A 24,014-nucleotide genomic window follows, 5' to 3' on the forward strand; every position below is an offset into this window, starting at 1 on the left:
AGACATGAACAATTTCGATACCCAAACCATTCAAAAGCTGGACACCGCGCACTATATCCATCCGTTCACCGACCACAAGGCACTGGGCGAGAAAGGCGCGCGCGTGATCGTGCGCGGCGAGGACATCTACCTGTGGGATTCCGAGGGCAAGCGGCTCATCGACGGCATGTCCGGCCTGTGGTGTGTCAACGCCGGCTATGGCCGCACCAGCATCTCGAAAGCGGTATACGAGCAGATGGAGACGCTGCCGTTCTACAACAGCTTCTTCAACACCACCAATGTGCCGGCCGTGAAACTGGCCGCCAAGCTGGCCGAACTGGCGCCGCCAGGATTCAAGCACGTGTTCTTCACCGGTTCCGGCTCGGAATCGAACGACACCAATGTGCGCATGGTGCGGCGCTATTGGGATGTGCTGGGTCAGCCGCAACGCCACACCATCATCAGCCGCCACAACGGCTATCACGGCAGCACCATGGCCGGCGCTTCGCTGAGCGGCATGTCCGCCATGCATGAGCAGGGTGGATTGCCGATTCCTGGCATCGTCCACATCGGCCAGCCGAATTATGTGACGGCCGGGCAGGGCATGAGCCCTGACGAATTCGGCTTGGTGGCGGCCGGCTGGCTGGAAGAGAAGATCCTTGAAATCGGCGCCGACAAGGTGGCCGCTTTCATCGGCGAGCCGGTACAGGGCGCGGGCGGCGTGATTATTCCGCCACCCACCTATTGGCCCGAGATCCAGCGCATCTGCGACAAGTACGGCATTTTGCTGATCGCCGATGAGGTCATTACCGGTTTCTGCCGCCTGGGCAGCTGGTTCGCGTCTGAACTGTTCGGCATCCGCCCGGACCTGATCACTTTCGCCAAGGGCGTGACCTCCGGCTATGTGCCGCTGGGCGGCGTGCTGGTGGGCGAGCGCGTGGCGCGGGTGCTGATCGAGCAGGGCGGCGAGTTCAATCACGGCTTCACCTATTCCGGCCACCCGGTGGCCTGCGCGGCGGCGCTGGAAAACCTGCACATCATCGAAACCGAAAACCTGGTGGCACAGGTGCGCGATGACACCGGCCCGTATCTGCAAACGCGCTTCGCCAAGCTGGCCGGCCATCCGCTGGTCGGCTATGCCGACAGCCTGGGTTTCGTGGCCGGCCTCAACCTAGTCAAGCGCAAGGGAGCCAAGGTGCACGACAACGTGGCTTTCGATCCCGAGCTGGGCGTGGGCATGGTGTGCCGTGGCCATCTGTTCGGCAACGGCATGCTGATGCGCGCTGTCGGCGACCGCATGATCATCGCGCCACCGCTCACCACCACCCGCGCCCAGATCGACGAGATGGTGGAAAAAATTAAACACTGCCTGGACCTGACCCTGGCGGATCTGCGGGAACGCGGCTGGATGGAGAACGCACAATGAGCAACAACCTGTGGCATGCGCGCGCCGCCGCGCTGAAGATCGATGGCCGCGCCGTCATCGATGGCGAGCGCCGCTGGGCCGTAGCCGGGCGCCGCTTTCAGAACGCGTCGCCAGTTGACGGACGCCACCTGTGCGAAGTGGCGCGCTGCGACGCCGGCGATGTCGATGCCGCCGTAGCCGCCGCCCGCAGCGCCTTCGAAGACCGGCGCTGGGCCGGCCAGGCCCCGGCCGCACGCAAACGCGTGCTGGTGAAATTCGCCGATCTGCTGGAGCAGCACGGCGAGGAACTGGCCCTGCTGGAAACCCTGGACATGGGCAAACCGATCAAGAACAGCCTGAGCGTGGACGTCAAGTCGAGCGCCAACTGCCTGCGCTGGTATGGCGAGGCCATCGACAAGATTTACGACGAGATCGCGCCCACCGCCGACAGCAGCCTGGCCCTCATCACGCGTGAACCGGTGGGCGTGGTAGCCGCCATCGTGCCGTGGAACTATCCCATGCTGATGGCCGCGTGGAAGATCGCCCCGGCCCTGGCCGCCGGTAACAGCGTGGTGCTGAAACCCTCCGAGAAGTCGCCGCTGACGGCGCTGCGCCTGGCGGAAATCGCCATCGAAGCGGGTTTGCCTGCCGGCGTGCTGAACGTGGTGCCGGGCTACGGCGATGAAGCCGGCGCCGCACTGGCGCTGCACATGGATGTCGACTGCATCGGCTTCACCGGCTCCACCGGCGTTGGCCGCCAGATCTTGCAAATGGCCGGCCGCTCCAACCTGAAGCGTGCCTGGACCGAGCTTGGCGGCAAGTCGGCCAACATCGTCTGCGCCGATTGCCCGGACCTGGACGCGGCGGTGGCTGCCGCCGTCGGCTCCATCTATTACAACCAGGGCGAAAGCTGCAACGCTCCGTCGCGCCTGTTCCTGGAAGAGTCGATCAAGCAACGCTTCCTGGAAAAAGCGCTGGCGCTGCTGCCGTCGTACGCACCCGGCGATCCGCTGGACGAGGCCACCACGGTCGGCGCCATCGTCGATGCCCGCCAGATGGACACCGTGCTGGGCTACATCGATGCCGGCAAAACCGAAGGCGCAAGCTTGCTGGCCGGCGGTCGCCGCGTGCGCAGCGAGTCCGGCGGCTTCTACATCGAACCGACCTTGTTCGACGAGGTGAGCGGCGACATGCGCATCGCACGGGAAGAGATCTTCGGCCCGGTGCTGTCGGTGTTCCGCTTCACCGACGTGCACCAGGCGGTACGCGAGGCCAACGCCAGTCCGTACGGCTTGCAGGCGGCCGTCTGGACGGCCGACCTGAGCAAGGCGATCCAGGTGTCGCGCGCGCTGCGCGCCGGCACCGTGCACGTCAACCAATACAACGACGACGACATCACGGTGCCGTTCGGCGGCTACAAGCAATCCGGTAACGGGCGCGACAAGTCATTGCACGCCCTGGACAAATACAGCGAGCTGAAAACCACCTGGATACAGATCGGTTGAGGCAAGCCAGCGGTAATAGCTTTACACGTCAGGCATGCGGTTGGTGCCATTTTTCGCAGTACAACTATCTTGATGGTGGATGTTCATATGAAATGCCCTAAAAATCGCCTTAGCTACGCAGTAGCAGTCGCCTGTGCCGCGATTGCCTCGCAAGCCAATGCCCAGCAGACCCCAGCCGCAGAGGGGGCCGACAGTCCCGCTGTCAGCGCGGCGGCCAGCCCGGCGGCGGCGCGCAATTCGGACCAGTTGCAGACGGTCATGGTGACCGCGACCAAGCGCAAGGAAGACTCCAGCAAGGTCGCCACCAGTATTTCCGTGATCGGCGGCGACGACCTGACCGCACAGCACTTGTCCACGTTTGCCGACGTGACCCGCGCCGTGCCGAATATTGCCTTCACCAGCGGTTCCGGCGGCAACACCGGCAACGGCGCCGGTCTGTCGAATATTTCGATGCGCGGCATCAGCTCGGTTTCGGGCGCCGCGACCGTCGGCATCTACCTGGACGACGTCTCCATGTCCATCAGCAACGTCTATTCGATGGGCAGCGCCGAGCCCAAGTTCTTCGACCTCGACCACGTGGAAGTCTTGCGCGGTCCGCAGGGCACGCTGTACGGCGCCAGCTCCATGGGCGGCACCATCAAGTTCATCGGCAACCAGCCCAACATCAAGGAGCGCGAAGCCTCGGTGTACTCGGAATTCTCCAAGACCCAGGACGGCGCCAACAACTACCTGGCCAACGCGGTCGTTAATGAGCCGCTGATACCTGGCGAGCTGGCCCTGCGCATCGGCGTGCAGACCGCGCGCAACGGCGGCTTCATCGATCAGGTCGACCGCGAGACCGGCGCCCCGGTCAGTTCCGATATCAACAACGAGAAATCCAGCGTGCTGCGCCTCGCCATGAAATGGCAGCCGACCAAGGATCTGTCGATCACGCCGTCGCTGTTCTATCAGAAGGTCAAGACCGGCAACACCGACGTGTCGTATTTGGCGCTACCAAACGGCAAGCCGCTGCCCAACAACCAGGCCGCCAAGTCGGTGATGGAACCGGGCAACGACCGTCTGGTGGTGCCCAGCCTGACCGTCAACTACGCGACCGACATCGGCGACATCACCTCGGTGACCAGCTACTACGAGCGCAAATTCAGCCGCGTTCAGGATGCTTCGGCCATTTCGGCCTTGGGCCTGGCCACGCGCATCACCGATCCGGCGCTGGCGTTAGCCATTACCAAGCTGCCGGCGGCGGTGTATCTGGATAACCAGGTGCACCAGGTATCGCAGGAGCTGCGCATCACTTCCAAGCCGTATGACGCCGCCGTTTCGCCTTGGACCTGGATTACCGGCGTGTATGCCTCGCGCCTGCGGACCGACATTGCCGACAATGAGCCTGTGTTCGGCCTGAACGCAGCCTTCAAGGCGGCCGGCCTGAGCCCGACCGATCCGAATGTGGTGATCTTCCCGGTCTCGCTTGGCTTCCCCGGCGACAGCACGTACTACGGCAACGCCAACGGCTTCGATAAGCAGTACTCGGTGTTTGGCGAGGCCAACTACTACTTCTCGCCGACTTTGCACGCCACGGTCGGCCTGCGCTACGTGAAAGCGACCACCTCGCTGCACCAGCTGGGTTCGCTATTCTTCAATAATCACCTGGATGGACGCGATGGCTTCGACGAGTCCACCGAGAGCGTGACCGGCTCGAAATCCACGCCGAAGTTCGCAGTCACGTGGGAAGCCGATCCCACCAATACCTTGTACGCATCGGCCTCCCAGGGCTTCCGCCTGGGCGGTGTGAATGTGCCGATTCCTGAGCAGCTGTGCGGCTTGAGCGCGCCCACCCCGACCAGCTACCGCTCGGACAGCCTGTGGAGCTACGAGGCCGGCAACAAATCCCGCTTCCTCAACAACCGGCTGTCGATCAACGCCTCGGCCTTCTACGTGCAGTGGAAGGACTTGCAGCAGCAGGTGTTCGTGGAATGCGGCTTCGCCTACAACAACAACGCCGGCAAAGCCACCAGCTATGGCGCGGAAGTGGAAGTCCAGGCCAAGCCGGTACGTAGCGTGGTGTTGACCTTCGGCGGCGGCGTGACCCATGCAACGCTGGACGACAGCGACGGCGAGGCCGCCGGCCTGCCGGGCGCGGTGAAGGGCGCCAATATCCCCGGCGTGCCGAAATTCACCGCTTCGGTATCGGCGCAATACAACTTCAACCTGTCCAGCGACGTATACGGTTTTGTGCGTGCGGCCAGCCGCTGGACCGGCAGCAGCAACGGCGGCTATAGCATCCTGCCCCGCTCGATCCCGAATCCTGACTACCACCGTCCCGCCTACAATCTGGTGGACGCCAGCGCCGGGCTGAGCTGGGGTAATCTGGACTTTACCGTGTTCGCCCAGAACCTGGCCAACAACCAGAAGCTGATTCAGCGTCCGGTGGTGCAGTCCGCCGCCAGCCTCGGTTATCGCCTGACGCCGCGCACCATCGGCATCAGCCTGGCAGGCAAGCTGTAAAGAGCAGGCCGCCGCCGGCAATTCAGGCGGCGGCCGTTGTGGTGCTTTAGATCGGATGTAGAAAGATGTCACACATGATTTTGTTTTCAGAGCGATCAGTCGCGGTGCAGCAGGACTGGCCAGCGGCGGATAGAAAAGTGTCGGGCGATCCGCTGCGCTCGACCTGGAATTTTTTCGACAGCGCCAACGGGGATATGTCGGCCGGTATCTGGCGCAGTGAGCCGGGCAGCTGGAAGGTGGTTTTCGGCCCGCAGGAAGACGAGTTTTTCTACGTTACGCAGGGGCGCTGCCGCGTCATCGACGCGCAGGGTGGAGCCAAGGAAGTGGTCGCCGGGGATGCGCTGCTGATACCGGGTGGTTTTACGGGCGTGTTTGAAGTGCTGGAACCGCTGGAAAAATACTATGTCATTGTCGATCGCAGTGTGCGTACCTGAAGGGGGATAGAAGCATGTTGAAGATTTATGGAATGCTGGCCGCGCTGTTGTCCATATCGGCCCTGGCGGTCGCCGCGCCGGAAGAGAAGGTACTGAATATCTACAATTGGTCCAACTACATCGCCGCCGACACGGTCAAGAACTTTGAGAAGGAAACCGGCATCAAGGTGCGCTACGACGTGTTCGACACCAACGAGGTGCTGCACGCCAAGCTGGTGGCCGGCCACACCGGCTACGACGTGGTGGTGCCGTCCGAGGTGTGGGCCAATGTGCAGATCCAGTCCGGCCTGTTGAAAACGCTCGACAAGAGCAAGCTGCCCAACCTCGCCAATATGGACCCGCTGATCCAGCAAGCCGTCGCTAAAATCGATCCGTCCAATGCGCACCTGGTGACCTGGCTATGGGGCTACACCACGGTCGGCATCAACGTGAAGAAGGTCAAGGCCGCGCTGGGCGACCTGGCCATGCCGGCCAATGTATGGGATCTGGTGTTCGATCCGCGCTATATGGCCAAGCTGAAGTCGTGCGGCGTGTCTTTCATGGATTCGCCCTCGGAGATTTTCGCGCCGGCCCTGCAGTACTTGGGCAAAGACCCGTATTCAAATTCGCAGGCGGATTACCAGGCCGCGCTGAAGATGTTGAAGGCGGTGCGGCCGAACATCACGCTGTTCAGCTCTTCCGGCTATATCAACGACATGGCGAATGGCGGCATCTGCGTCGCGCTGGGCTGGTCGGGCGACATCAATATCGCCCGCCGCCGCGCGCTGGACGCAAAAAACGGCGTCGAGATCGAAGCCTTGATCCCGGCCGCCGGCCCGATCATGTTCTTCGACACCATGGCCATTCCAGCCGATGCGCCGCATCCGCAAAACGCGCTGCTGTGGATGAACTACATCATGCGTCCGGAAGTGCATGCATCCATCACCAACGCTGTGTTCTACGCCAATCCAAACATCGCCAGCACGCGCTACGTGGACAAAAACATCATCGAGAACAAAACCATCTTCCTCGGCGACGCGGATAAAAAACGCCTGGTGGCGCCGCTGCCGGTGACGACGGCGACCCGCCGCTTCATGGCGCGCATGTACACGCAATTTAAAACAGGTTTGTAAGCCATGGCATCTACATCTTCAATCAATATCAAGGCCGACAAGGGCCGGCCGTTCCTGCAGATTTCGAATCTGGTCAAGGAATTTGGCGGCGTGACGGCGGTGGACAACGTGTCGCTCTCCATCGGCATGGGCGAGATCTTCGCCTTGCTCGGCAGCTCGGGCTGCGGCAAATCGACCTTGCTGCGCATGCTGGCCGGGTTCGAGTCGCCCACCGCCGGCCAGATTTATCTGAACGGGCAGGAGATATCGGCCATGCCGCCGTATCAGCGGCCGATCAATATGATGTTCCAGTCCTACGCGCTGTTCCCGCACCTGTCGGTATGGGAGAACATCGCCTTCGGCCTGCGCCGCGCCGGCATGGCCAAGGAGGAAATGGCCGAACGCGTGGAGCAGATGCTGGCGCTGGTGCAGTTGTCACCCTATGGCAAACGCCGCCCGCACCAGTTGTCCGGCGGGCAGCAGCAGCGCGTGGCGCTGGCGCGCAGCCTGGCCAAGCGCCCGCAGTTGCTGCTGCTGGATGAACCGCTGGCGGCGCTGGATAAAAAACTGCGCGAGCGCACCCAGTTGGAACTGGTGGATATCGTCGAACAGGTCGGCGTCACCTGCGTGCTGGTCACGCACGACCAGGAAGAGGCCATGACCATGGCGTCGCGCATCGCCGTCATGAGTCAGGGCGTGATCCGCCAGACCGGCAAGCCGGAGGAGGTGTACGAGTCGCCCAACTGCCGCTTCGTCGCCGATTTTATCGGCAACGTCAATCTGTTCGAAGGCAGGGTGGTGGAGGACGAGACCGACCACGTGGTGGTGGAGGCGGCCGAATGCCGCTTCTACGTCGGCCACGGCATCAGCGGCACGGTGGACATGGAGGTGGCGGTGGCGATCCGTCCCGAGAAGATTGCCATCGGCACGGAGACGCCGGCCACGCCGCACAACTGGGTGCGCGGCGAGATCGTCGAACTGGCGTACCTGGGCAGCTACACCGTCTACCACCTGCGCCTGGCCAATGGCGCGCTGCTCAAGGCCATCGCCATCAACGCCGCGCGCCACGCCGAGTTCCATCCGCAGCGCGGCGATCGGGTGGTCGCGTCCTGGAGCGATGACGCCATGGTGGTGCTGACCCAATGAGGCTCTCCATGATCAAGCATAACCCTGCCAGCGGCCGGCGCCTGGTGCTGGGCATCCCTTACACCTGGCTGTTTTTCAGTTCATTGGTGCCGTTCTTCATTGTGCTGAAACTGAGCGTGGCACAGGGAGAGATGAGTAATCCCTTCGGCACGCTGTTCAGCTACGTCGATGGCGCGCTGCTGTTGAAGGTCAACCTGGGCAACTACCTGTTCCTGTTCCAGGACGAGCTGTATCTGGCGGCTTATCTGAACTCGGTCAAGTACGCCTTCCTGACCATGGCCTGCTGCCTGGTCATCGCCTATCCGTTCGCGTATTTCATGGCGCGCGCCAAGCCGGCCAGCCGGCCGGTGCTGATGATGCTGGTGATGCTGCCGTTCTGGACTTCTTTCCTGCTGCGTATCTATGCGTGGAAGGGCATGCTGACCAACGAAGGTGTGGTCAACCACGCCTTGCTGGCCGCCGGATTGATCGACGAGCCGCTGCGCATGATGAACACCCAGTTCTCGCTGATGATCGGCATGGTGTACACCTATCTGCCGTTCATGATCCTGCCGCTGTACGCCAATCTGTCGAAGATGGACGTCCGCTTCATCGAGGCTGCCGCCGATCTGGGCGCGACGCCGCTGGCGGCCTTCTGGCGCGTGACGATACCGCTGTCCCGCAGCGGCATCATCGCCGGCTGCGTGCTGGTGTTCGTGCCTTGCGTGGGCGAATTCGTGATCCCGGACCTGCTGGGTGGTCCGGAGACGCTGATGATAGGCCACGTGCTGTGGGACGAGTTCTTCACCAATAACGACTGGCCGATGGCGTCCGCCGTGACGGTGGTGTTGATCCTGCTGATCCTGGTGCCGATGGGGATCTACAACCGTTCGCAGGCCGAGCAGCCGGGAGGCCGCGCATGAAGCCGCATTCCTGGTTTGGCCGTAGCTGGCTGATGACGGTGTACGCCTTCCTGTACCTCCCCATCCTGGTGCTGATCGTATTTTCGTTTAACAGCTCGGCGCAGGACATGACCTGGCGCGGCTTTACCTGGCATTGGTATCAGGCGCTGTCCCAGGACGAGGAGATCATCGCCGGCTTCAAGTTGTCGCTGCAGGTGGCGACCATGTCGGCCACCTGCTCGGTGCTGCTGGGGACTTTTGCCGGCTTCGTGCTCAATCACTACCGGCGTTTCCGTGGCCGCGCCCTGTTCATGGGCATGGCCAGCGCGCCGCTGGTGATGCCGGAGGTGATCATCGGCCTGTCGCTGCTGTTGATGCTGGTGTCGCTGGAACAGCTGTTCGGCTTTCCGCCGCGCGGCATGCTGACGGTGCTGATCGGGCACACCGTGCTGGGCATGGCTTACGCCACCGTGGTGATCCAGGCGCGGCTCGGCGAGATCAGTACCAGCTTGAGCGAGGCGGCCATGGACCTGGGCTGCCGTCCGCACCAGGTATTCACCAAGGTGACGCTGCCGAACATCACCCAGAGCCTGGCCTCGGCGTGGCTGCTGACCTTCACGCTGTCACTGGACGACGTGGTGGTGTCGGCCTTCCTGACCGGTCCCGGTTATTCGACCATGCCCATCGTGATCTTTTCGCGGGCACGGCTGGGCCTCGATCCGCGTGTGAACGCGCTGGCCACGTTGACCATTCTGGTGGTCGGCATCGGCGTGGTGCTGTCCGGCCTGTGGATGGCGCGCGCCGAGCGGTTGCGCCGCAAGCAGGCGGCGTCCGCAACTTCGTTTAAATAGAGAGAACCATGGTAGAGAATCACAAAGACGAAAAGTTACGGGCCAATTCCTATTACGAGGCCACGGTTACACGCGAACCGGCATCGGCGGCCTTGCAGGGGGCGCAGCATGCCGACGTCTGCGTCATCGGCGCCGGCTTCGCGGGCCTGTCGGCGGCACTGGAGCTGGTGGAGCGTGGATATTCGGTGATCGTGCTGGAAGCCCAATCGGTGGGGTGGGGCGCATCGGGACGCAATGGCGGCCAGGCGATCGTCGGCTACGCCAGCGACACGGCGATTGAACATCAATTCGATCGCGCCGATGCACGCCGCATGTGGCAAATGTCGGTCGAGGGCATGAACCTGCTGCGCCAGCGCATCGGCCAATACAGCATCGATTGCGAATACACGCCGGGTTTCCTGAGCGCGGCCATCAGCGCCAAAAAGGCGCGCTCGCTGGAACAGTGGACCGCACATTTGCAAAGCGCCTACGATTATCCCATGCAGACCGTCTCCGCCGCCGACATGCCGAAGTGGATCGCCAGCGAGCGCTTTGTCGGTGGCGCTTTTGATCCCAATTCCGGCCATCTGCATCCGCTGAAATACTGTCTAGGCCTGGCGACGGCCGCACGCTCGGTCGGCGTGCGCATCTTCGAGCACTCCGCCGTGACGCGGGTTGCGCGCGGCGTCAAGCCGTTGGTGCATACGGGGCGGGGCAGCGTGAGCTGCGATTTCGTGGTCATGGCGGGCAACGTCTACCTCAATGAATACGGGGAGAGTGTGGCGCCGGAGCTGGACAAGCGCATCATGCCGGTGGGGACTTACATCATCGCCACCGAGCCGATGGTCCCGGCGCGCGCCGATGCGCTGGTGGCCCAGCGGGCCGCCGTGTGCGACACCAATTTTGTGCTCGACTACTTCCGTCCTACGGCCGACCATCGCATGCTGTTCGGCGGCCGTGTGAGTTACAGCACCGTTACGCCACCCAATCTGGTGAGCAGCATGCGTAAGCGGATGCTGGCGGTGTTCCCGCAACTGGCCGATCTGAACGTGTCCCACGCGTGGGGCGGTTTTGTCGACATCACCATGAACCGAGCGCCGGACTTCGGCCGGCTGGACGCCAATCTCTATTACCTGCAAGGCTTCTCCGGACATGGCGTGGCGCTGGCGGGACTGGCGGGGAAACTGGTGGCGGAAGCGATTATCGGCCAGGCCGAGCGCTTCGACCTGGTGGGGAAAATATCGCACCGAGCCTTCCCCGGCGGCCCCTTGCTGCGCACGCCGGCGCTGGTGACGGGCATGATGTACTACCACTTGCGCGATCTTCTGGAAATCTAAACCGAAAGGTGTTTATGCAGCTGATGAAAATAGTAACGATGGTGATGCTGGCCTGCGGCGCGCTCGCGGCCCAAGCGGACACCGTAACGCCTGCGACGCTGGTGCTGGTCAAGGGCAAGGTCCAGACCATGGACGAGCGGCGCTCGCAGGCGCAGTCGGTGGCGGTGCGCGGCAATCTCATTGTCGCCGTGGGGAGCGATGCGGAAATCGCGGCCTACATCGGTCCCGCGACCCGCGTGATCGATTTGCAGGGCAAGAGCCTGCTGCCGGGCTTTATCGACGGCCACGTTCATCCGGCGCTGGGTTCGGAAAGGCTGGGCAAGTGCAGCGTCGGCGGCGCAGCGATGAGCGTCGCGGAAATCGCGGACTACGTGCGCGCGCACTGCCCGGACGAGCTGCATCCTGCCTCGCCCGATAAATGGATAGAAGTGGTCAACGTCAATCCCGCCAACTTCGTCGCCACCGCGCGCGATCTGGACAAGATCAGCAGCACCCAGCCGGTCATCCTGGGCGGGGCGGATGCCCATACCTCGTGGGTCAACAGCGTCGCCCTGCGCATTGCGAAGATCGGCGACGACACCAGGAATCCCACCTCCGGCGAAATCGAGCGCGATGCCCAGGGCCACGCCACCGGTTTTTTGAAAGACACGGCGCAGGATCTGGTCACCAACGCCATGCCCAAGCCGGCCATGGCTGATCGCCTGCGCAAATTGAATGAGGCGCTGACGCTGCTGCGATCGAAAGGCGTCACCTCGGTGCAGGATGCCCTGGCCACAGAAGATGCGTTGGACCTGTACGACAGCCTGGAACAAAGCGATCAACTGAAAATGCGCGTGCGCGCCATGTTGGCTTCCAGCGTGGTGGATGACGAAACGGAGTACCGCCGCCTGTTCGCGCTGCGCAGCCGTTTCAGCGGCCATCGCTGGATTCGCGCCGACGGTGTCAAGATCCTGTCGGACGGCGTGATCGAATATCCGACCCAAACGGCGGCCATGCTGCATCCCTACCTCGACGGCAAGGGGCATCCCGGCGCCAGTTCCGGTGGCCGCTTCTTTGAAGTGCCGGTGCTGAACCGTTATGTGGCGCGCCTGGACAAGGAAGGCTTCACCGTCTTTGTGCACTCGATCGGCGACTACACCACCCATGCCGCACTCAACGCCTTCGAGGCCGCGCGCAAGAAGAACGGCTGGCCCGACAACCGCCACGCCATCACGCACCTGCAGATTGTCGACAAGGCCGACTTCCCGCGTTTCGCCAAGCTTGGCGTCTACGCCAACATGCAGTTGTTCTGGGCTTTGCCGTCGGAGTATTCGGTGGAGGCATTGAAGCCTTACATCTCGGCCGAAAACTTCCGCTACATGTATCCGGCGGCGAGCCTGAAAGCGGCCGGCGCCACCATCTACGGCGGCAGCGACTGGCCGGTAGACGCCATGCCGGGCGACCCGATGCCTAATACGCCGCTGTCGGCCACCCAGACCGGCCTGCTGCGCATGGACCTGGAGCCGGAGTCCAAACACAAGGGCGAAGTGCTGAACGCGGCCGAACGCCTGGACCTGGACACCATGCTGGCCGCTTACACCATCACCGCCGCCAAGGCGATGAAGCAGGAACACACCACCGGTTCGATCGAAGTGGGCAAGCTGGCGGACCTGGTGGTGCTGGACAGTGACGTGAAGGCGGCGCCGCCGGCGTCGCTGTCCGCGATCAAAGTGCGCTACACCATCCTCGATGGCACGGTGGTGTACGAATTACCCGAATTGGATAAAAAGGATAAGTAAGCATCATGGATAACAATAGCAACGCCGGTATCGGCGCGTCGCTCAGGACGGACGCGGAATGGCTCGATCCTTATTGGATGCCATTCACCGGCAACCGGGATTTCAAGAAAAACCCTCGCATGATCATCGCCGCCAAGGGCAGCTACTACGTCGCGGCCGATGGCCGGCGGATTTTCGACGGCTTGTCCGGCCTGTGGTGCAGCGGCCTGGGACATTGCCGCGACGAGATCAGCGCCGCCGTCAGCCGCCAGATGTCGACGCTGGATTATTCGCCTGCGTTCCAGTTCTCGCATCCGCTGGCCTTCCAGCTGGCGAATAAACTCAAGGAGCTGACGCCGGAAGGATTGGATCATGTGTTCTTCACCGGCTCCGGTTCGGAGTCGGTGGAGACCGTGCTGAAAATGGCGCGCGCCTATTGGCGCCTGAAAGGCCAGCCAGGCAAAACCCTGCTGATCGGCCGCGAGAAGGGCTATCACGGCGTCAATTTCGGCGGCATTTCAGTGGGCGGACTGTCTGCCAACCGCAAGCTGTTCGGCCAGGGCATCGCCGCCGACCATTTGCCGCACACGCTGGGTGCGACGCCTGCGTTCACCAAGGGCATGCCGGAAACCGGCGCCGAACTGGCGGACCGCTTGCTGGATTTGATCGCGCTGCATGATGCGTCCAATATCGCGGCTGTCATCGTCGAGCCGTTTTCCGGATCGGCCGGCGTCATTATTCCGCCGCACGGCTATCTGCAACGCTTGCGCGATATTTGCGACGCACACGATATCTTGCTGATCTTCGACGAAGTGATTACGGGCTTCGGCCGCGCCGGCGCCTTCACCGGCGCTGAAAAGTTCGGCGTGACGCCGGACATGATGACGGTGGCGAAGCAAATCACCAACGGCACCCAGCCGCTGGGCGCCGTGCTGTCAAAACGCGAGATTTACGACACTTTCATGTCGGCGGGCGGTCCTGAGTATCTGCTGGAGTTCCCGCACGGGTACACCTACTCGGCGCATCCGGTGGGCTGCGCCGCAGGCTTGGCCGCGCTGGACATCCTGTGCCGCGAAAATATGATCGAGCGTGTGAACGCTTTAGCGCCGTATTTTGAAAAAGCGGTACACGGTTTGAGGGGCATTCAAAACATCGCCGACATCCGCAACTTCGGTCTGGCGGCGGGTCTGACCATCGCCCCGGTTCCCGGGCAGCCGGCGTTACGGCCGTATCAGATCGCGATGAAGTGCTGGGAAAAAGGATTCTACGTGCGCTACGGCGGCGACACCATCCAACTGGCGCCGCCTTTCACCTCCACCGAAGCCGAAATCGATTTGCTGATCAACGCCCTGGGCGAAGCCATACTTGCTACACCTTAAAGAGGATATCTTCATGAGTCATTCTGTCACCGTCGGCCACTTCCTGGGCGGACTGAAAGCCGAAGGCGGCGAGCGCCGCCAAAGCATCTACAATCCCGCGCGCGGCGCGGTTACCGGCTCCGTCGTCCTGGCCGACCAGGCCACCGTGGAACTGGCGATCGTCACCGCACAGGAAGCGTATCCGGCGTGGAGCAAAACTTCGCCGGCAAAACGCGCCCAGGTCATGAACCGCTTGGCGCGCCTGCTGGAACGCGAAGCGGACAAGATCTGCGCGCTGATCACCGCCGAACATGGCAAGGTGCTGGCCGATGCGCTGGGCGAACTGCAACGCGGTATCGAGAACGTTGAATATGCGGGCTATGTGCCGGAACTGCTGAAGGGCGAACATAGTAAAAACGTCGGTCCCGCCATCGACAGCTGGAGCGAATTTCAGCCTTTGGGCGTGGTGGCCGGCATTACGCCGTTTAACTTTCCGGCCATGGTGCCGTTGTGGATGTGGCCCATGGCGGTCGCCTGCGGCAATACCTTTGTGCTGAAGCCTTCCGAGCGCGTGCCGTCGGCTTCCATTTTCATCGCCGAACTGGCGCTGGAGGCGGGCTTGCCACCCGGCGTGCTGAATGTGGTCAACGGTGATCGCGAGGCGGTTGAGATCTTGCTGACGGATCGCCGCGTCAAGGCGGTCAGCTTCGTCGGTTCGACGCCGATTGCGGAACGCATCTACACGACGGGCAGCGCGAACGGCAAGCGTGTGCAGGCGCTGGGCGGCGCCAAGAACCACGCCATCGTTATGCCGGATGCGGACATCGTCAACACCGTACGTGCGCTGATGGGCGCTGCGTATGGCTCCTGTGGGGAGCGCTGCATGGCGATTCCGCTGGTGGTGGCGGTGGGCGACGGCACCGCCGACGCCCTGGTCTCCGCGCTGAAAACGGAAATCGCCGCGATGCGCGTTGGTCCGGGCACCGATGCCGGCAGCGACATGGGGCCGTTGATCAGCAAGGAGCATCTGGCCCGCGTGCGCGGCTACATCGACCTGGGCGTGAAAGAGGGCGCGCAACTGCTAGTGGACGGCCGCTCGGTGCAGGTTGCCGGACACGAGGAGGGCTACTTCCTTGGCCCTACGCTGTTCGACCATGTGACGCCGGAGATGGTCATCTACAAAGAAGAGATCTTCGGCCCGGTGCTCGGCATTGTTCGCGTGCGTACCCTGGAAGAAGCTTGCGCCTTGGTCGACGCGCATGAATATGGCAACGGCACCTGCATCTTCACCCGCGATGGCGAAGCGGCGCGCTTCTTTACCGATACGATCCAGGTTGGTATGGTGGGCGTGAATGTGCCGCTGCCGGTGCCGGTTGCCTCGCATTCGTTTGGCGGCTGGAAGCGCTCCTTGTTTGGCGATCTATCGATTTATGGGCCGGATGCGGTGCGTTTCTACACCAAGCGCAAGACCATCACACAGCGCTGGCCTGGCCGCGCCGTTAGCGAGGGGACGGCTTTCAGCTTCCCGTCACACCGATAGAGATAGGAGTCCGGTTTTGAAAATGCAACGAGCCAATGATGAGCAGTCGCTGCGCGATTTTTTCAAGTGGCATGGGATCGATCAGGTGGAGTGTCTGTTTGCCGACATCACCGGCTATCCACGCGGGAAGCTGATGCCGGCCGAAAGCTTCGCCACCGGCGCGGAATTGCGCATCGCCCAGGCGATTCCGATGCAGGCGGTGACCGGGGAATACTCCTGCGATCCGCTGTTTCCGGACGCCGACCCGGACGTGCGGCTGGTGCCTGATTACGCTTCCTTGCGCGTGGCGCCGTGGTCCTCCAGCCCGCGCGCGATGGTGATCCACGATTGTGTAGAGCTGAATGGCGATGTGTGCCAGTTCTCGGCCCGTTCCATCCTGCGCAAGGTGCTGGACGCATATCGGGAACACGGCTTGACGGCTGTGGTGGCGCCCGAGATTGAGTTCTATCTCACTGCGGCGAACACAGACCCGCGCGATCCCTTGACGCCGCCGGTGGCGCGAGGCGGCAGGGCGGAGGCGGGGCAGTCGGCATACAGCCTTAATATGCTCAACGAGCTGGCGCCATTCTGGGACGAGTTCCGCCTCGCCCTCGACCAGCTGGGCATCAACTCGGATACGTGGATCCATGAATCGGGCGTGTCGCAGTACGAGATCAATCTGGTGCATGGCGACGCGATGGACGTGGCCGACCAGGCTTTCCTGTTCAAGTACGCCGCCAAGGAAATCGCGCTGAAGCACGGTCTCAACGCCGTCTTCATGGCCAAGCCGATTGCCGGCCAGCCGGGCAATTCCATGCACATTCATCAAAGCGTGGTGGATGGCGAGGGTAAGAACATCTTCAGTAATCCGGACGGCAGCGAGAGTGCGCGCTTCCGCCATTTCATCGGCGGCCTGCAGCAATATATTCCGGAGATGATGCCGGTGTTCGCCCCGTTCGTGAATTCCTATCGTCGCTTTGTGGCCGGCACGCAGGCGCCGGTCAACCTGCATTGGGGTTACGACAATCGTACCGCAGGGCTGCGCATACCGATTAGCGGGCCGGCCGCACGGCGCGTGGAAAACCGCATCGCCGGCGCGGATGCGAATCCCTATCTGGCGATTGCCGCCACTTTGGCGGCCGGACTGGCAGGCATCAAGGAGTCGCTGTCGCCAACCGGTGAGGCCAGCGGCAACTGCGCCGACCTGTCCCAGGACCTGGCGCACGACTTTGCGAGCGCAAACAAGAAAATGGCGGACAGCGCCGCCGTCCGGCAGTTGCTGGGCGCGGAGTTTGTCGCCGGCTTCACGGCGGTCAAGGCGCTGGAGTATGCGGACTTCATGGCCGAGATCAGCGCCTGGGAACGTCGCTACCTGCTGCCACAGGCATAAATCATTTCATTTCAATCCGAGGAAAACATGAGTTTCAAACGATCTTTGATTTCGGCCACGGTGATCATGGCGACGCTGCTGGCCAGCGGCTACTCCAGCGGTAAAGCGGCATCCGACAAACCTTGCGCGCTATGCGCCGTCACCGAGTCCGGCGTGGCCGAAGGCTTCAAGGAAGGTTCCGTCGTAGCGTTCAAGGGCATTCCGTATGCCGCAGCCCCGGTGGGCGAATTACGCTTCCGCCCACCGCAGCCGGCCGCGAAATGGGAGGGAAAATTTGCCGCGACCAGGTTCAGCGCCGTCTGCCCGCAGGTAACCGACCCGCTGGAATACTATCCGGACCCGGCGCGCGTCGAGATTGACAAAGTCACCGGAGAAAAAATCGAACTGCATGAGAATGAGGATTGCCTGCGGGTGAACGTCTGGACTCCGGCTGTCGACGCCAAAAAGCGTCCGGTGATGGTGTTCATTCACGGCGGCGCTTTCGTGGTCGGCGGCGCCAGCGAACTTTATACCGGCAAGCATCTGGCAAAGCGGGACGTGGTGGTGGTGAGCCTGAACTACCGTCTGGGCCTGTTTGGCTTCATGGAGCTGGGCGGCATCGACCCGCAATACGCCGGCAGCGGCAACAACGGCACGCGCGACCAGATCGCCGCCTTGCAATGGGTGAAGCGCAACGTGGCCGCGTTTGGGGGCGACCCGGACAACGTCACCGTGTTTGGCGAATCGGCGGGCAGTGCTTCCGTCATCACCTTGCTGGCGACGCCCGAGCCGACGAAGCTGTTTCACCGCGCCATTGGACAAAGCGGCGGCGCGAACCTGGTCCACACCCGCGAGCGCGCGCTTTCGTATGCAGAAGGCATCGTCAACTCCGGGCCGCTGAAGACCATGCCGCAACTGCTGGCCGCCAGCACCGGTGAATTGCTGAAGCAGCAGGAGGCCGCATTCCACTCGCTGCCCAACGGCGACGAACTGTTCGCACCTTTCGTCGATGGTCAACTGGTGGTCGATAATCCGCTCCAGCGCATCAGCGACGGCAATGTGCGGGGCGTGGATTTGATGGTCGGCGCGAACCAGAACGAAATGAATTACTGGAGCCTGTACGACAGCAAACTGCGCAATCCCTTCGCGCAGGAAACCGACCTCGGTCCCGCAGCGCCGTTCATCAGCAAGGAAACCGTGGCCAAGGTCGAGCAAACCCTGGGCATCGCGAGCCTGGACGCCTACTATGCCGCCCAGCTCAACACCAAGGATGAGTTGTCGATCCGCCAGGCCCAAAACGACGACTTCGTCATGATACGGCCAATGACGCAGGTCGCCGAACGCCAGAGCAAGCTCAACCCGCGCACCTATGTCTACCGCTTCCAGTGGACCATGCCTTCCAAATATCTCGATCCCCAAACGCCGGTCCTGGGCGCGATCCACGCGTTGGAGCTGCCGTTTGTATTCGGCACGCGCATGTTTGAGTGGGTTCCGGGCGGGAAGGCCCTGGAGAAAACGGCCCAGGTGGATGAGCGCCGCCTGGCCAACCAGATGATGGACGCCTGGACCAACTTCGCCCGCAACGGCGATCCGAATGGCCCAACCGTGCCACGCTGGGCGCCATATGACAGCACGCAGCGCCAGACCATGTTGTGGAAGTCCAAATCCAGCACCCAGCCGGACCCGGACGCCGCCCGTCGCAGCGTATGGGAGCCAGTGTTGCCATAGCCCTTCCATTTTTCCGAGGCAGCCGCTATAATACGCCTCGTTCGGGAGGTTAGCTCAGGGGTAGAGCACTGCATTCACACTGCAGGGGTCGCAAGTTCGAAACTTGCACTTCCCACCAGAATTTGTAAGAAAATCAAAAAAGCCTACACAGATGTGTAGGCTTTTTGCGTTCTGGCTAATCATGCCGGCCGCCACCGACGAGCAACAACAATAGTTTTTCTCCGGCGCGCTCGTAGTAGACGCGGTAGCCGGGGTCATAATCAATACGTAGCTGCCAAAGCGAATCTTTCCATGTGGAAATGTCCGTGATATATTGCTCTGTTGTCCGGAATACGGATAGTGTTGCTCTCATATCAGACCATCATCGCCATGCCCCAGCCAAACGTTAGCCGCTCAACGCCTGCTCCCGTCGGATTCCGATCCTTCCAAGCCTTGCTGCGCCGGGCGAAAGTGTTGCTGGTCTTGTTGCTTGCGCTGACTGCTGCACTGTTGGTGTGGCACCAATTCGGAATGACGAGGGTCATCGAACTCAATTCGTTCGCCGTCAATGTGAAGGTGGAAGACGACCGGAGCAATGGCGGGGCGTCCATCGCCACGGTGGGGCGCGGCAAGGATATCGAATTCCGATGCCAGCTCATCGCCAAGTCCCAATGGCCATATTGCAAAATACTATTCGACCTCGATCCCAAAGGGAAAGGGATCGATCTCTCCGAATTCGAAAGTATCGTGGCGGAGGTCCAGTTCCGTGGCAAGAAGGCGGGCAAGATAGGCTTCGTCGTGGTCAATCGGGAAGACGGGCTGACTCAGGAGGCGCGCTGGGAAACCTACAAAGTTAACCAGATCGACGGCATCGACATCTCGTCGAATGTTCCGTTCACGATTCCCCTGCGCTGGTTCGCCGTGCCGCAATGGTGGAAGGACATGGCAAAGCCACCCATGGAGCACTCGTTCGTGAACTTTGACAGCGCGACGCGCGTCGAAATATTGACGAGCGGTGGCGTTGCGGAGGATCAGGTTCTCGTGATTCATTCCCTGCGCCTTGTCGGCAAGCAAATCAGCCGCTCGACTTTGCTCGGCATAATCGCCGCCGCCTGGATCGCGTTTGCCATTGCCGCACTCGGTGTCGCCAACGCCATGCTGCGGGTGCGCTTGCGGTCGAGCGCCAAGCAGGTGTCGCTGCTGGCGCAGGTGAACAAGGCGCTGGAGCTGGAAGCCAGGGAGTTGGTGGAGCAGGCCCACACCGATCCCTTGACCGGTGTGTTCAACCGGCAGGGGCTGAGGGCCGAGTTGATGAACACCTCATCGCTGCTGGCAGCGCCGATGACGGCGATCTTCATCGACATCGATCACTTCAAGAAGATCAACGACGAGCAGGGGCATGCGATTGGCGATGAAGTACTGCGCCAGTTCGCCGCGGTCATCGCATCGCATATCCGGTCTTCCGACCGTCTGGTCCGTTGGGGCGGCGAAGAGTTCCTCATGGTCTGCCCGCTCACCGACGAGTTGCGGGCATCGGGCCTCGCGGAGCAGTTGCGTACCGTCCTGCATCACCAGTCATGGCCGATGGGAGTTCGGGTCACCGCATCCTTCGGCGTTGCGCAACACCAGGAAGACAGCGAGATCACCGCCGTTATCCAGGCGGCGGACGCGCAACTCTACCGAGCCAAGCGCCAGGGACGGGATCAAGTGTGTGCTGCCAGCATGAATACCTGAGATCCGTAACCGCAGTGCATCGCTACCGGGCGACGCCGCTGGTGGTCAGCGTCACCGGGGCGATGGTGCCGTCCGCATTGAACTCCAGCCGCTCGATCGCCAGTTGGCGGTGGTTGCCGTCGCTCTCACCCAGCGGCCGGCGGTGATAGGCGATATACCACTCGTCGGTCCCGGGAATGTTGACGATCGAGTGATGGCCGGCGCCGGTCGCGACCCGGCTGTCCTGCTGCAGGATCTTGCCGATTCGTTTGAAGGGTCCGAGCGGCGAGTCGCTCATGGCGTAGGCCACGCTGTAGTCGGGGCCGGTCCATTCGCCTTCCGACCACATCATGTAGTACGTGCCCTTGCGCTTGGCCATGAATGGGCCTTCGACATACGCCGGGTCCGGCGTGATTTCCTTGTAGCGCGTGCCGTCCGGGAAGGGCACGACGCTGAGCAGGTCCGCCGCCAGCTTGACCACGTTCATGTGGCGCCAGCCGCCGTAGTACATGTAGAACTGCCCGTCGTCATCCTTGAACACCATCTGGTCGATCGGCTGAGCGCCGTTGTGGATCGCGCCGATCAAAGGCTTGCCCAGGGCATCCTTGAACGGCCCTTCAGGACGTGCGCTGACCGCGACCCCGATACCCCCAAGCTGGTCATTGGTTTTGATGTCGTTGGCGCCGAAGAATAGGTAGTACTTGCCGTTGTGCTCGACCGCCGAGGGCGCCCACACGGCGTAGGCGGCCCAGCTGACGTTTTCGACGTCGAGCACGCGCGGGTGTTTGGTCCAGTGCACCAGATCGGTCGATGAAAACGCATCCATGAAGCTCTGCTTGAGGAATGGCGCCCAGATCAAGTCCTTGCGGGCGCGCATGCGCTCCTGCTCCGGCGTGAACCTGCCGCCTTGCACCGCCGTACCGTCGTCTGCGGAGTAGGTCGGATAAATCCAGTACCGACCCTCGAAAATGCGGATTTCAGGATCGGCATACCAGCCGGGTACGATGGGATTTCCAGCCGGTGCGCTCGAACTGCCCGCAAGCGAGACGAAGATGAGCGCGCTGCGCGCCAGGCGGGACAGGAAGGTTTTCATCAAGCGGCGATATCGTTGAAATTCCGACCATTGTATGCGCAAGGACCATTGCGATGCGCTTGGCCACGACATACAATTGCGGCCGTTGGGCCATCTTGCCCGCATTCGAACAAGGAAAATAATGAGTCTGCCGCAATATATTACGATTAACGGAACGTCTTATGCGTCGCAAAACCTGAGCGAGGCCGCCAAAGCGCAGGCGGTGAATGTGCAGGTGGTCGATGCGGAACTGGCGCGTCTGCAGCAGCAAATCGCGATCGCCCAGACCGCGCGCAACGCCTACGTCGCCGCGCTGATTGAATCGGTCAAGGGCAAAGGCAAAGCGGACGCCGCAGAAAAGCCAAAGAAAGCAGTCGCGGCCGAAAAGCCGAAGAAAGTAGTTGCTGCCGAAAAGCCGAAGAAAGCTGTCGCTGCGGAAAAGCCGAAGGCGCCGCGCAAGCCTAAAGCCGCTGTGGCTGAAGCAAAATAAGCACCCGCCGCCTCAAATAGCCTGCGCTCCGACGCGCAGGCTAGTCCCACCTTCCTGTTGCAGCTTCGAGATACGCCCGGCCTGTTCGAACACGCTGCGCGCGGTCAGATTGAGGCCGGAAATCGGCATCTCCGCCGCCCGCAACGCATCCACCAGCCACGAATTGCAATTGTTGAACAGACTGTAGTTGCCCGTCGCCTGGTAAAACCGGTCGGGATTGGTTTGCTGCTTGCCCAGATAGATGGGCTTGCCGTCGCGGTCGGCGGCGATGCTGCGATCGATGTACGCCACCAGCTGTTGTAAGCCGCGCTCCGTGATGGCCAGCGCGATGACGTCGGCCGCTGTCGCACCGAGCGGCGGGTTGGTATCCCTGCCACCGACCTGCAAGGCCGGGTAGTCGGACGCGACCAGGGCCTTGACCGCCTTCGACCAGGGCGGCTGCTCCGCCACGAAATACTCGCCGTCGCCCCAGCCCACCACGACATATTTGTGGTCGCGGAAATCGGTCCCCAGCTTGGCGCTGCGGGCCAGCAGGGCAGGGCCATCGAGCAGCAGCGCGGTGTGCCAGCCGTACTGCACGACGTAGATGGTGTGCGGTGTTGCGGCCACAGGCAGATCCGCGCGGCTGGGGACGCCCGCGCAGCCGGTTTGCAGTACAAAAAACGCGAGGATGGCAAGTTGCTGGACGATCGATCTCATTTCACTCGGAGGCGGGGCAGGTGCTGTAAGAGCGGCAATTTTACAGCAAGCATCCCCGACCAAGCCGGCGCGGCCAAAGCTCAGTCGAGCAGCTTGCTGAGTTGGTTGACCAGGTCCACCTGCCGCACGAATCCGCCCTTGCCGAGGATGCTTTTCAATTGCGTGCGCACGGTGTTGATCGAGATGTTGCGCAGCAGGGCGATCTGTTCGCTCTGATGGCCTTCCAGCAGCAGTTGCAGCACCTGTTGTTCGGCACGCGTATAGCCGTACAGTTCGGCGATGCGGGCAAGCATTTCGGCGCGATTGTCGGCCGGCAGGTGCAGCAGCAAGACATAGCGCAACTCGGGGAATGGACCGAGTCCCGTTGGCGCATCCACCGGCATCGGGATCAGATCCGCCTTGAGGAGTTGATTTTTCTCCGCCCAGAACAGCACCAGCCGCGTGGCCGCACCGCTATCACGGCAGTACGCCATGGCGTCGTGCAGGGAGGGCGCGGAGCGGCTGCCCAGCTGGCGCAATTGCTTGCCCGTGGTCTTGAGCAGCTCGCCGCCGTTGGCGATCAGCTCGTCGGCGGCCTGGTTGGTCTGGACGATATGGCACTGCGCATCCAGCATCAGCCAGGCGGCGCCAGGCATCGCCGACACCAGGCGCTGGACTTCGCTGCGGTATTTCAGGGACGCGATTTCATGCGCCATGCGCACGGCGCGCTGGATGTGGGGCAGCAGCTGCTTGAGCATCTGCACATCCTGCGGACGGAAGTCCTCCCGGCCCGCATCGCGATACCAGCACAGATTGGTAAACGGCAGGCCGCCCGCCTCGGAACCGTCGAATAGCACCGAGCCGAGCATGGAACCCATGCCGCTGCGCTTGCCGAATTCATTGTGGAAGCGGCTGCGTTCCTGTTCCCTGGCGGGCACCAGGTCCGAGCCGCGTAGCACGACATTCCGCTTCATCAGTCCGCGCCGGCCGGCCTCCAGCGCCCAGATATCTTCCTTGTACCAGTAGGCGCGAAAATCATCGACGGTGGTGCTGGCGATATTGTGGCTGATGAGAACGGACTCGGGCGAACTTGCAGAGTGCGTGGAAAACATGAAGGAAGCGTTGGCATCGAACATCGCCCCCAGCTCGGCCATGAGCTGGTTCGTGCCGTTGGCGGTGAGTGCATGTGCGTAAATGCTGCTGACGATGTCCGTAGGCTGCATGACTTCTCCATGTTTGCT

19 protein-coding genes and 1 tRNA gene are annotated in these 24,014 nt (G+C 62.2%); 17 read left to right on the forward strand and 3 right to left on the reverse strand.

Annotated features, from left to right (window positions below):
• The first annotated feature begins 4 nt into the window (after positions 1-4).
• From ACXZ1M_RS26910 to ACXZ1M_RS26985, 16 genes are all read left to right on the forward strand, one after another.
• A complete protein-coding gene (locus ACXZ1M_RS26910) occupies positions 5-1,405 on the forward strand; it encodes an aspartate aminotransferase family protein (RefSeq protein ID WP_459050660.1) in 1,401 nt (466 codons plus the stop codon).
• Positions 1,402-2,889, forward strand: a complete 1,488-nt coding sequence (locus ACXZ1M_RS26915; RefSeq protein WP_459050661.1) for an aldehyde dehydrogenase — start codon at positions 1,402-1,404, stop codon at positions 2,887-2,889. Before ACXZ1M_RS26910 ends, ACXZ1M_RS26915 begins: the two co-directional genes overlap by 4 nt.
• Before the next feature lie 87 nt (positions 2,890-2,976).
• The gene (locus ACXZ1M_RS26920) at positions 2,977-5,391 is read left to right on the forward strand and encodes a TonB-dependent receptor (RefSeq protein WP_459050662.1); all 2,415 of its coding nucleotides are present in this window, start codon (positions 2,977-2,979) and stop codon (positions 5,389-5,391) included.
• Between the two features lie 74 nt (positions 5,392-5,465).
• Positions 5,466-5,825, forward strand: coding sequence for a cupin domain-containing protein (locus ACXZ1M_RS26925; protein ID WP_459050663.1), 360 nt, complete (start codon positions 5,466-5,468; stop codon positions 5,823-5,825).
• Positions 5,826-5,839: 14 nt separating this feature from the next.
• Positions 5,840-6,937, forward strand: coding sequence for a polyamine ABC transporter substrate-binding protein (locus ACXZ1M_RS26930; RefSeq protein ID WP_459050664.1), 1,098 nt, complete (start codon positions 5,840-5,842; stop codon positions 6,935-6,937).
• Positions 6,938-6,940: 3 nt separating this feature from the next.
• Positions 6,941-8,062, forward strand: a complete 1,122-nt coding sequence (locus tag ACXZ1M_RS26935; protein ID WP_459050665.1) for an ABC transporter ATP-binding protein — start codon at positions 6,941-6,943, stop codon at positions 8,060-8,062.
• 8 nt (positions 8,063-8,070) lie between these two features.
• On the forward strand, positions 8,071-8,964 hold the full coding sequence (locus ACXZ1M_RS26940) for an ABC transporter permease (RefSeq protein WP_459050666.1): 894 nt from the start codon (positions 8,071-8,073) through the stop codon (positions 8,962-8,964).
• Positions 8,961-9,794: an ABC transporter permease gene (locus ACXZ1M_RS26945; RefSeq protein WP_459050667.1), complete on the forward strand. Its 834-nt coding sequence runs from the start codon at positions 8,961-8,963 to the stop codon at positions 9,792-9,794. Before ACXZ1M_RS26940 ends, ACXZ1M_RS26945 begins: the two co-directional genes overlap by 4 nt.
• An 8-nt stretch (positions 9,795-9,802) precedes the next feature.
• Complete coding sequence (locus ACXZ1M_RS26950) at positions 9,803-11,110, forward strand: NAD(P)/FAD-dependent oxidoreductase (protein WP_459050668.1); 1,308 nt, start codon at positions 9,803-9,805, stop codon at positions 11,108-11,110.
• 23 nt (positions 11,111-11,133) lie between these two features.
• Positions 11,134-12,888 carry an amidohydrolase gene (locus tag ACXZ1M_RS26955; RefSeq protein ID WP_459050669.1) on the forward strand — a complete coding sequence of 585 codons (1,755 nt, stop codon included), beginning with the start codon at positions 11,134-11,136 and terminating at the stop codon, positions 12,886-12,888.
• 5 nt (positions 12,889-12,893) lie between these two features.
• On the forward strand, positions 12,894-14,246 hold the full coding sequence (aptA, locus tag ACXZ1M_RS26960; protein WP_459050670.1) for an omega-aminotransferase AptA: 1,353 nt from the start codon (positions 12,894-12,896) through the stop codon (positions 14,244-14,246).
• A gap of 13 nt (positions 14,247-14,259) precedes the next feature.
• Complete coding sequence (locus ACXZ1M_RS26965) at positions 14,260-15,765, forward strand: CoA-acylating methylmalonate-semialdehyde dehydrogenase (RefSeq protein WP_459050671.1); 1,506 nt, start codon at positions 14,260-14,262, stop codon at positions 15,763-15,765.
• A 22-nt stretch (positions 15,766-15,787) separates the two neighbouring features.
• Positions 15,788-17,134: a glutamine synthetase family protein gene (locus ACXZ1M_RS26970; protein WP_459054078.1), complete on the forward strand. Its 1,347-nt coding sequence runs from the start codon at positions 15,788-15,790 to the stop codon at positions 17,132-17,134.
• Between the two features lie 27 nt (positions 17,135-17,161).
• Positions 17,162-18,841 (forward strand): carboxylesterase/lipase family protein, encoded by a 1,680-nt coding sequence (locus ACXZ1M_RS26975; RefSeq protein ID WP_459050672.1) that lies wholly within the window; start codon positions 17,162-17,164, stop codon positions 18,839-18,841.
• 43 nt (positions 18,842-18,884) lie between these two features.
• Positions 18,885-18,959 (forward strand) — tRNA-Val (locus ACXZ1M_RS26980).
• 335 nt (positions 18,960-19,294) lie between these two features.
• Positions 19,295-20,554, forward strand: a complete 1,260-nt coding sequence (locus ACXZ1M_RS26985; RefSeq protein ID WP_459050673.1) for a GGDEF domain-containing protein — start codon at positions 19,295-19,297, stop codon at positions 20,552-20,554.
• A 22-nt stretch (positions 20,555-20,576) separates the two neighbouring features.
• Here the strand turns inward: ACXZ1M_RS26985 and ACXZ1M_RS26990 are convergent, their stop codons facing one another.
• Positions 20,577-21,626, reverse strand: a complete 1,050-nt coding sequence (locus ACXZ1M_RS26990) for a glycoside hydrolase family 43 protein (protein ID WP_459050674.1) — start codon at positions 21,624-21,626, stop codon at positions 20,577-20,579.
• A 34-nt stretch (positions 21,627-21,660) separates the two neighbouring features.
• On the opposite strand from ACXZ1M_RS26990, the gene ACXZ1M_RS26995 reads away from it, so the two are divergent.
• Positions 21,661-22,095, forward strand: a complete 435-nt coding sequence (locus ACXZ1M_RS26995; protein WP_459050675.1) for a hypothetical protein — start codon at positions 21,661-21,663, stop codon at positions 22,093-22,095.
• 12 nt (positions 22,096-22,107) lie between these two features.
• Here ACXZ1M_RS26995 and ACXZ1M_RS27000 read toward each other — a convergent pair whose 3' ends face one another.
• The gene (locus tag ACXZ1M_RS27000; RefSeq protein ID WP_459050676.1) at positions 22,108-22,704 is read right to left on the reverse strand and encodes a DUF2459 domain-containing protein; all 597 of its coding nucleotides are present in this window, start codon (positions 22,702-22,704) and stop codon (positions 22,108-22,110) included.
• A gap of 170 nt (positions 22,705-22,874) precedes the next feature.
• Positions 22,875-23,996 (reverse strand): helix-turn-helix transcriptional regulator, encoded by a 1,122-nt coding sequence (locus ACXZ1M_RS27005; RefSeq protein WP_459050677.1) that lies wholly within the window; start codon positions 23,994-23,996, stop codon positions 22,875-22,877.
• Between the last annotated feature and the right edge of the window lie 18 nt (positions 23,997-24,014).

This window comes from Duganella paludis, assembly GCF_054461335.1.